A 10455-nucleotide genomic window follows, 5' to 3' on the forward strand; every position below is an offset into this window, starting at 1 on the left:
TGAAAAGCTAATGTACTCAAAAAAAGAAAGGGCTGTTTAAAAGTTCCTCTATTTAGGAGGTTTAAACAGCCCTTTTGTATAATTTGAAATTAAATTACTGATTCACAACAACCCAATCTCCTTTTTCAATAAGCGGAATAGCCTGTTTGTATTTAAGAGTTTTATTCTCACCACTCATTACATTTTTTATAGTCACTTTATCATTACGGCCAATCTTTGGTTGGTCTCTGGTAATGGTTTCGGTCACCTGTGGGCGGCGTTGCTGTTGGGTGTTTCCAGCGGCGCGACTTTGAGCAGCTCTTTCGTCTATATTAGGAATTTCATCCTTTTGAGTTTCTACTTTTTCTTTTTTGCGTTGTCTTGCTTCCTGGATATTTGAAACATTTCCTTCTGGAATTTCACCCTTGAAAAGGAAAGAAATTACATCCCGATTTACGTGATCCAGCATAGATTTAAACAATTCAAAAGCTTCAAATTTATAGATCAATAAAGGATCTTTTTGCTCGTGAACCGCTAATTGAACGCTCTGTTTTAACTCATCCATCTTGCGAAGGTGGGTTTTCCAGGCATCATCAATTATAGCAAGACTTATATTTTTCTCAAAATCTTTAACTAACTGAACACCTTCGGTTTCGTAAGCTTTCTCAAGATTAGTAACTACCTGAAGCGTTTTTTGCCCGTCTGAAAATGGCACAGAAATTCTTTCAAAATTGTTGCTTTCGTCTTCGTAAACCTGCTTAATTACCGGGAAAGCCCTGGAAGCGCTGTGCTTCATCTTTTCCTGGTAATGCTGGTAGGCTTCTTTATAGACAATTCCGGCAATTTTTTGTACGCCCATTTTCTCGAATTCTTCTTCTGAAACCGGGGCACTCATAGAGAAATACCTAATCAGTTCAAATTCAAAATTCTTATAATCCTGGGCAACTTTATTATTTTCGGTAATCGCTTCAGAAGTATCAAAAATCATATTCGCGATATCTACTCGCAGACGATCTCCAAATAAAGCATGGTAACGACGTTTATAGATAACTTCCCGCTGAGCATTCATTACGTCATCATACTCAAGTAAACGCTTTCTAATTCCGAAGTTATTTTCCTCTACTTTTTTCTGCGCACGCTCAATAGATTTTGAGATCATGGAATGCTGAATTACTTCACCTTCTTCCAGACCCATTTTATCCATTAATTTCGCGATCCTTTCAGAACCAAATAGACGCATTAGATTATCTTCCAGAGAAACATAGAACTGTGAACTTCCCGGATCTCCCTGACGGCCGGCACGACCTCTTAACTGGCGGTCTACACGCCGTGAATCGTGGCGCTCTGTACCTACAATGGCTAAACCACCGGCTTCTTTAACTTCTTTACTAAGTTTAATATCGGTACCACGACCTGCCATGTTAGTGGCGATAGTTACAATACCAGATTTACCTGCTTCAGCAACAATATCGGCTTCTCGTTTATGCAGTTTTGCGTTAAGCACGTTGTGCGGAACATTTCTCAATTTCAGCATTCTTGAAAGTAATTCTGAAATTTCTACAGAAGTTGTACCAATAAGAACGGGTCTTCCTGCATTAGAAAGCTGGGTAACATCGTCTATTACCGCGTTATATTTCTCTCTTTTGGTTTTGTAAACCATATCGTCCTTATCCTTTCTGGCAATAGGACGGTTGGTAGGAATTTCTACCACATCTAATTTATAGATCTCCCAGAATTCTCCAGCTTCTGTTACAGCTGTACCTGTCATACCAGATAACTTGCTGTACATTCTAAAGTAATTCTGAAGCGTTACCGTAGCAAAAGTTTGGGTGGCATCTTCAATTTTCACATTTTCCTTGGCCTCAATTGCCTGGTGTAAACCATCGCTATAGCGGCGCCCATCCATGATACGCCCGGTTTGCTCGTCTACGATTTTCACTTTGTTGTCTATTACCACATATTCGTCATCTTTTTCAAATAGGGTATAGGCTTTTAGCAGTTGTCGTAAGGTGTGAATACGTTCACTTTTTACGCTGTAATCTCTAAAAAGTTCTTCTTTTTTCTCGGCTTCTTCTTCTTTAGAAAGTCCTTCTTTTTCAATCTTGGCGATTTCCATTCCCATTTCGGGCATAACAAAGAAATCGGAATCTCCATCGGCAGAAAGAAACTCAATACCTTTATCGGTAAGGTCTATCTGGTTGCTTTTTTCTTCAATAGTGAAATAAAGGTCTGCATCTACCTTTGGCATTTCACGGTTGTTGTCCTGCATGTAATGATTTTCGGTCTTCTGCAACAACTGTTTTATACCTTCTTCACTAAGGAATTTAATAAGTGCTTTATTCTTGGGTAGGCCTCTATAAACTCTTAATAACAAGAATGCACCGTCTTTGGTGTTTCCTTCTTTGATAAGTTTTTTAGCTTCAGCAAGAACCTTAGTAAGGTGTTTACGCTGAAGTTCTACAATATTAGAAATTGCAGGTTTGAGTTCGTTAAACTCGTGAACATCACCTTTTGGGATTGGCCCGGAAATAATAAGCGGCGTACGCGCATCATCAATTAAAACCGAATCTACCTCATCTACAATGGCAAAGTTATGCGGCCGTTGTACGAGATCGTTTGGAGCGTGAGACATATTATCACGCAAATAATCGAAACCAAATTCATTGTTGGTTCCGTAAGTAATATCGGCATTATAAGCTTTTCTTCTGGAGGCTGAATTTGGCCTGTGGTAATCTATACAATCTACACTTAAACCGTGAAATTCAAAAAGTGGCGCCATCCAGGCACTATCCCTTTTTGCCAGGTAGTCGTTTACCGTTACAAGGTGCACTCCGTTTCCAGTAAGAGCGTTAAGATACATTGGTAAGGTTGCCACAAGGGTTTTACCTTCACCGGTTTGCATCTCGGCAATTTTCCCCTGGTGCATGGCCACACCACCTATTAGCTGTACATCGTAATGAATCATATCCCAGGTTACCGGTTTTCCGGCAGCATCCCAGGAATTGTTCCAGATTGCGTGATCGCCTTCAAGATTTACATAGTCTTTTTCGGCAGAAATCTCACGATCAAATTCTGAGGCGGTAACTTTAAGTTGTTCGTTATGAAAAAAGCGTTTTGCGGTTTCTTTTACCGTTGCAAAGGCTTCGGGTAGAATATCGTTAAGAACTCCTTCAGAGATCTCATAAGATTTAGCTTTCAGCGCATCAATTTCAGCATAAATATCTTCCTTTCGGGTAATATCGTCACTAGCATCGGCCTCGGCTTCCAGCTCTTCAATTTGTTTATTTATATCTTTTAGAGCTTCAGCGATCTTCGCCTTAAAGCTTGCTGTTTTAGCCCTAAGTTCGTCTATAGAAAGGGCTTCAAACTCACCTTCCAGCGCCTTTATCTTATTGACTATAGGTTGTATTTCTTTGACGTCTTTTTTAGATTTATCGCCAACAAATACTTTTAATACAGAATTTAAAAAACTCATAATAGTTTTTGTTTAATACGGGGTTCAAATGTACGCAAAAAAAAAGCCTCACTTTGGAGACTTTTTTCTATTTTTTGCGTGTTATTATTTAATATTCATCCTCATTCCAAAGATAATCTTCATCAGTGGGATAATCGGGCCAAATTTCCTCAATAGAATCATACGAATCTCCTTCATCTTCAATCGCCTGTAGGTTTTCTACTACTTCTAGTGGAGCACCTGTTCTAATGGCGTAATCAATTAATTCGTCTTTAGTTGCAGGCCAGGGTGCATCACTTAAATAAGATGCTAATTCTAAAGTCCAATACATGGGTTGCTCAGGTTTATTATTTTTGCAAAAATAAATTTTTTGTGGTAATAGCCAAGAAAAAAATCTATTATTTAATCAATACCGTTAAGAACATACGCTAAAATTATAGATTTTACTGAATAATTCTTGCTGAAGCCTTAAAATAAGAACTAAGATTTTTCGGGAATCCATTTTACCTCTTCGGCTTCTAATTTTTTAGACAACATCCGTGCCAGTACAAATAGATAGTCAGATAGTCTATTTAGATATTGTAAAACCTTATCGTCAAAAGCTGCAATTTCGTGTAAAGCGGTGGCAAGTCGCTCTGCACGCCGGCATACACACCGCGCTATGTGACAGAATGACACGCTTTGGTGGCCTCCCGGAAGCACAAAATGAGTCATAGGAGGAAGTTCCTCATTCATTTTATCCATTTCTTTTTCAAGCATTTCAATATCTTCTGCCGAAATTTTAGGAATATTTAATCGCTCTTTTCCGTTTTTTAATTTTTGTTTTTCAGGATCTGTAGCTAGCGTTGAGCCAATAGTAAAAAGCCTGTCCTGAATTCTGCTTAAAACCTGTTTGGTGTGTTCGCCGGTATCCTGGTCGCGAACAAGTCCAATATGAGAGTTAAGTTCGTCTACAGTGCCGTAACTTTCTATGCGAATATGGTGTTTAGGAACCCTGGTGCCTCCAAAAAGGGCAGTAGTACCTTTATCACCGGTTTTTGTATAAATCTTCATATAAATGTTTTGTTTCTTAATGGATAATTGAAATTAAAATACTCAAAAATTCTTACTTGAATTCCAGGCTCTTTAATTTAAATTTTTAGTCTCGGGCCTAAATTATTTTACTTAAGACTTTGCCTTCCCTGGTAAAGGAATTTACTTTTCAAAAGTACAAAATGAAGAATTAAGGCGGCAATTAATGAGGCTAAGAAGTTATATATTAGTTTCAGATTTTTCCTCTCTTCGGCGTTCCATATAGCGCCTTCTAAAATTTCTGTTCTTACGAGCCTTTCGGTTCTTTTTTGCTCTACGGGAATTCCAAATAAAATAAACGAGAAAAGCCGCAATAAGCGCGAAGTAAATCCAGGTTTCCTGGTCAAACTCAAACATGATAAACTGTTAATTTTTTACAAGATATGAAATTTTGAGTTTTTAAGGAATTAAATTAAATTTTCAATAGATGCATACTGAAGAGGAAGTTTATGCAAATTAAAGTCGGCATAGAAAATTTTCCTATGCTGACTTTTTTATAACTCATTTTTTAAATTTTAATCTTCAGTAGAAGTGGTTACCTGCGAGCCAATCCCACTTAGGTTTTGGTTATAAACCCAAAGTTCCTGAGAAGCGCCATTGGTAATATTCATCCATTCTTGTGTAAAAGAATTAAAAGAACCTGCCCCGTGAACCTCCTCAAATTTCTCTTTAAGCTTTTGATCTTTTCCCAGCCAAGCAAAATCATCGAAGAAATATACTACAGAAAGATCCTGGCCAGAGTTGGTAGACGAAAATTCATTGGTGTAAATTGCGAAAGGCGTTTCAGGTGATTTTTCCTTTAAAACTCCTGTTACCATTTCTAGCTTAGAAATCATATCTTCATATTTTCCTCTTGCTATGTCCCAAACGCTTACTCTAAGTTTGCTCATTTCAAAATTAGAAGGAAAATGAGATAAATTATTATGGAATCTCCAAAAAGTCACTTCCTCTTCGCTCTCTAAATAAGGGATCACATTATTGGTCCAGTCTTCATCATGTGCTTCCTGGGTAGGGCTGGCTTCATCAAAAGCACTCCACGGCATTGGCCCAATTACCGCCATATAATCATACGCATTTTGGCCATTCATGATTGTAAAAATTCGTACTCCCATAGCTCCTTCTGCATGAAACTGCTCATTGTGATTTTTCATACCTTCAGAAAACTCTTTTATTTTATCGCTTTTTGCTGAAAAAATAGTGGATCCAACAATGAGGTATTCCTCATTATTATCTGACTGATTTTGGGAGAATACCAAAAAAGGAATTAGCATCATCCAGTAAAAAATTGATTTCATAACTGTGTATTTAAATGTTAGTAATGCAGCTATGATAGATGAGGCTTCAATAAATAGGTTGTATAAGTTACTGAAAAATAGTGATATAAGGGGATTTAGTGTAGAATTTAAATTAAAAAACGCCCAAAAAGGGCGTTTTAAGTTAAAAACAAAAGATCGTTTTCCTATAAGCCGAAGCTAAGCGATAAAATCACTTTGGAGAGGTCTCTGTCTATATTTGCCGTATTGGTTAAACCGGTTTCATAAAGTCTTGCATTTTCCTCGTAATTTGCGTTGGTGTAGGCAAGGTCTAATTTCATACTTCCAAAATCGTAACCTATACCACCTGAGTAGCCGGTTAAATCGCCTACAGTAGATTCGTTAGCGTAGGGACTTTGCTCAAAACGATAACCACCTCTTAAGCTCCAGTTATTGATTCTATATTCTCCACCCAATCTAAAAGTAGAAGCCGCCTGAAGTTCTTCTGAAATAAGCCCATTCTGAAAATCGAATTCGGGATCATCTGTAGGTCTAAATTCAGTGGCTGAATAATCTTTGTAGGAATAATCAAAACTAATTAATCCTTTGGTACCGAATAATACAGCAAGGCTACCGGTAATTTTACCGGGAGTTTTAAGATTGTAATCAGGGTAGAGGTTTAAAACGTTGGGGTCTACCACCACACGCTCATTCGCTTCGTTATTTGTTTCAAGATACTGGGTAGCCTCTTCCACGATATTAAACCAGGTAGGAGAGTGGTATGATGCGCCAACCCTAAATCTATCACTTACTTTGGCAATCGCACCTAACTGAAAAGAAAATCCGTCCCCGGTTGTGCTTAAGTTGTTATTAAAAATCACCTGATTGGTAGCACTACCTGAATTACTGTTGTTTTCTCTAAATCTTGTAGTACGGTCGTAGTTTAAAAAATGGGTATTTAGGTTAGCACCCAAGTATAAGAAATCTCTAAACTGTGTCCCGAAGTTAAAAGAAAATTTTCCGTTTAAACCTGTAGCCACAGAACGATATTCCTGGTTAAAATTCCCGGGGCTTATAAAGGAATTATACTCGGTATTATCTGGGGAATCTTCTGCCTGGTCTATAACGTAGCCCTGGTAGCCTAAAAATGCCTGCTGTGCAGCATAACCTTCGTTTTCTCCTAAATAGGAATAAAGATCAGAGATACTTTCGTCTTCGCGGGTTTGTAGTAAATCTAATGGTATGCCGTTAGCATAATTTAGAAAATACTGGTCTATAGAAGTCTGGCTTGTTCCGGTAGCCAAAAAAGCATCGTCAAAATTATTGGTCTGGCTATAATTTAAACCTAAGCTAAATTTTCTCCAGGGACTATCACTTCTTGTATCAAAAACAAGTACACCACCGGCCTGATTAAAGTTAAAATCTGAATTTTCATTTGTAGTACCGGATCCAAAATAATCTACATTTTTATTGGTAGAACGGTGAGACAAAGTCATAGTTCCAAAAGAATTAAGGAAAACGGCAGAACTGGCCGGGTTTACTGTAATGGCAGATAAGTCTCCCCCAAGTGCTCCAAAAGCACCACTAAGGGCCTGGAACCTGGCGGTTCCATTCAGTTCTTCAGAACTGTATCTATAAGCATCGGTAATGTTTTGAGCCTGGACGCTTCCTGCTAAAAGAATGCCCAATATTATAAATATCTTTTTCATAAACTATTTTTAATTCCTTTTACGTTTACCGGGTTTTAGACCGGAGAATGTTTATTGATTTCAGAAAAAACCTTACAGCGGGAAACTGTAAGGTTGATTCAAATTTTTTAAAATACTTTCACGCCAGAAGTTGATTATCCTCTGCCGCCACCTCTGGATGAAGAAGAACGACTACTTCCGCCTGAACTTCTTGTTCCAGAACTTCTGGAACTACTAGAGCTACTACGAACAGTCCCGCTACTTCTTGAAGAACTGTTAGAAGATCTATTATAAGTAGAGTTAGATCTTGAACTTCTATTAGACCTGTTTATAGCCGAATTTGTTCTTGAAGAAGAAGTGTTGATTCTAGATGGTTCGCTTCTTCTGCTAGATCGGGAATAAACGTTAGAATTGTCTGAATTGCTTCTGGTATAACTTCTGCTTCTTGAAGCATTATCATTGCTTCTTATATTTCGAATGCTTCTGGAATAAGAAGATTCGTTAGTTCTAATACGGGAAACATTATCTCTTGAATTTGTACCATAATCTGAATAGCTGGCTCTTCTTCCGCTATTATAAGCTACGTCTCTGTAATTGTTACGATAGCCATAATATGGGTTGTTTAAATATCCTCTTCCCATATATGGGTTATAAAATCCTCCAAAGCCTCCATATCCAAATCCGAAGCCAAAGTGGTTACCCCAGCCCCATCGTGAGCCGTATGCAAAACCGCCACCCCATGGGCCAAATCCTCCGCCCCAGGGACCAAAACCGGCACCCCAATAACCTGGGCCATAAAATGGATCCCAGAAAAACGGATCATTCCAGTAACCTCCAAAACCGTAACCATATCCAAAACGATTCCATCTCCAGGGATTGTAAAATCCACCGTGGAAACCGGTATTGTAAATGTTTATGGTGTATTGATCTGGATCTTCACCCCAGGGAGCGCGACCACTATTGTAAGATTGTTGGTCTTCGTAATATATTTCGTCTCCATTACCATCAGCAGAAGAATAAGATTCTACATCGGTAAAAACGATTTCATCGGCCATTTGGCCATAAAATTCTGATTTTTCTGAAAAAAGGTTTTTATAATATGAATTTCCCTGATCCTGATTATTATTAGCATATTGGGATGGCTCTTCAGAAGTTGATTGCTGTTGGTTAGAATCACCGTAGATCCCATCCTCATAACCAGAATACTGGTAAGAACCGCAAGATGCTAACAATAGCAAGAACATAGGAGCAACAAATAGAATTGCTTTTTTGTGTAAGTTGTAATTGCGTATCATTAGCTTGGTATTTTATTGTTGAACATTACAAAAATAGTTAGTTTTGCGCTAACTAAAACTGCATTTAGCTTGTGTTTAATAAAATACAAGATTTATGCCAAATACAGAGAATGAGTAAAAAGTTAACCAAAAGAAGCGAAGATTATTCAAAATGGTATAATGAATTGGTGGTAAAAGCCGATTTAGCTGAAAATTCCGCAGTACGGGGTTGTATGGTTATAAAACCCTACGGATTTGCCATTTGGGAAAAAATGCAGGCCCAGCTTGATAAAATGTTCAAGGATACCGGCCACCAAAATGCTTATTTTCCGCTTTTTGTTCCCAAGCATCTTTTTGAAGCTGAAGAAAAAAATGCCGAAGGATTTGCGAAAGAATGTGCTGTAGTTACTCATTACCGGCTTAAGACAGATCCTAACGATAAATCTAAATTAATAGTAGATCCTGAAGCTAAACTGGAAGAAGAACTTGTAGTGAGACCAACTTCTGAAGCTATTATCTGGAATACTTATAAAAACTGGATTCAATCTTACAGAGACCTTCCTATAAAAATTAACCAATGGGCCAATGTGGTGCGTTGGGAAATGCGAACCCGTTTGTTTTTGAGAACTTCAGAATTTCTCTGGCAGGAAGGGCATACCGCTCACGCCACCAAACAGGAAGCATTGGAGGAAACCGAATTAATGAATAATATTTATGCCGAATTTGCTGAAAAATTTATGGCAATGCCGGTAATAAAAGGAAGCAAAACCGAAAGTGAGCGCTTTGCCGGCGCTGTAGAAACATATTGTATTGAAGCAATGATGCAGGACGGAAAAGCGCTACAAGCAGGAACTTCTCACTTTTTAGGTCAAAACTTTGCAAAAGCTTTTGATGTTAATTTTACTTCTAAAGAAGGAAAATTAGAAAATGTTTGGGCAACTTCCTGGGGCGTTTCCACGCGTTTAATGGGAGCGCTTATTATGACGCATAGCGACGATAACGGTTTGGTGCTTCCGCCAAATTTAGCGCCTATCCAGGTAGTAATTGTTCCTATATATAAAGGAGAAGAACAGCTGGAAGAAATTTCTAAAGTAGCCAATAAACTGGCAGACGATCTTAAAGAAGCCGGCATTTCGGTTAAATACGATGATAGAGATACTCAAAAACCTGGCTGGAAGTTTGCGCAGTACGAGTTACAGGGCGTGCCGGTGAGATTGGCTATTGGTCCTAAAGATTTGGAAAAGGGAAGTGTTGAACTTGCAAGAAGAGATACCCTCACTAAAGAGTTTGTAAACCAAACAGAAGTAGTGGAGAAGGTAAAGCACCTTATGGTTGAAATGCAGGATACTTTATTTGAAAAAGCTTTCAATTTTAGAAATGAACATATCACCGAGGTGGATTCTTTTGATGAATTTAAAAAAGTTTTAAAAGAAAAAGGAGGGTTTGTTTCTGCCCATTGGGATGGAACTGCAGAGACAGAAAACAAGATAAAAGGGCTTACCAAAGCCACAATTCGCTGTATACCATTTAATTCCGAAAAAGAGTCGGGAAGCTGTGTGCTTACAGGGAAACCGTCAGAGCAAAGAGTGCTTTTTGCGAAGGCATATTAATTTTTAAAATTTTTTTGTGGAACTCTTGCGGCATTCAAAAATAGTTGTATTTTTGCATCCGCATTGAAACAAAAAAATGGTCCGTTCGTCTAGGGGTTAGGACGCCAGGTTTTCATCCTGGTAACA

The 10455-nt window shown here is 38.2% G+C and carries 8 protein-coding genes; 1 reads left to right on the forward strand and 7 read right to left on the reverse strand.

Annotated elements, in window-relative coordinates:
* Window positions 1-94: 94 nt before the first annotated feature.
* The 7 genes from secA to AACZ30_RS02095 all read right to left on the reverse strand — a co-directional run bounded on the left by secA (window position 95) and on the right by AACZ30_RS02095 (window position 8740).
* Window positions 95-3454, reverse strand: a complete 3360-nt coding sequence (gene secA, locus AACZ30_RS02065; RefSeq protein ID WP_339647459.1) for a preprotein translocase subunit SecA — start codon at window positions 3452-3454, stop codon at window positions 95-97.
* 88 nt (window positions 3455-3542) lie between these two features.
* Window positions 3543-3764 carry a DUF2795 domain-containing protein gene (locus tag AACZ30_RS02070; RefSeq protein WP_008272287.1) on the reverse strand — a complete coding sequence of 74 codons (222 nt, stop codon included), beginning with the start codon at window positions 3762-3764 and terminating at the stop codon, window positions 3543-3545.
* A 149-nt stretch (window positions 3765-3913) separates the two neighbouring features.
* Window positions 3914-4486, reverse strand: a complete 573-nt coding sequence (locus AACZ30_RS02075) for a cob(I)yrinic acid a,c-diamide adenosyltransferase (RefSeq protein WP_339647461.1) — start codon at window positions 4484-4486, stop codon at window positions 3914-3916.
* Window positions 4487-4684: 198 nt separating this feature from the next.
* Window positions 4685-4861: a hypothetical protein gene (locus tag AACZ30_RS02080; protein WP_177195632.1), complete on the reverse strand. Its 177-nt coding sequence runs from the start codon at window positions 4859-4861 to the stop codon at window positions 4685-4687.
* Window positions 4862-5019: 158 nt separating this feature from the next.
* The gene (locus AACZ30_RS02085) at window positions 5020-5799 is read right to left on the reverse strand and encodes a hypothetical protein (protein ID WP_339647467.1); all 780 of its coding nucleotides are present in this window, start codon (window positions 5797-5799) and stop codon (window positions 5020-5022) included.
* Window positions 5800-5963: 164 nt separating this feature from the next.
* Entirely contained in the window at window positions 5964-7466 is a 1503-nt protein-coding gene (locus AACZ30_RS02090) for an outer membrane protein transport protein (protein ID WP_339647469.1), read from the reverse strand.
* A 134-nt stretch (window positions 7467-7600) separates the two neighbouring features.
* Window positions 7601-8740: a hypothetical protein gene (locus AACZ30_RS02095; protein ID WP_339647471.1), complete on the reverse strand. Its 1140-nt coding sequence runs from the start codon at window positions 8738-8740 to the stop codon at window positions 7601-7603.
* A gap of 110 nt (window positions 8741-8850) precedes the next feature.
* Here AACZ30_RS02095 and proS point away from each other — a divergent pair, with 110 nt between their 5' ends.
* A complete protein-coding gene (gene proS, locus AACZ30_RS02100; RefSeq protein ID WP_339647473.1) occupies window positions 8851-10329 on the forward strand; it encodes a proline--tRNA ligase in 1479 nt (492 codons plus the stop codon).
* Window positions 10330-10455: the final 126 nt, after the last annotated feature.

Source organism: uncultured Salegentibacter sp., assembly GCF_963972535.1.
In the GTDB taxonomy this organism is placed as follows: domain Bacteria; phylum Bacteroidota; class Bacteroidia; order Flavobacteriales; family Flavobacteriaceae; genus Salegentibacter.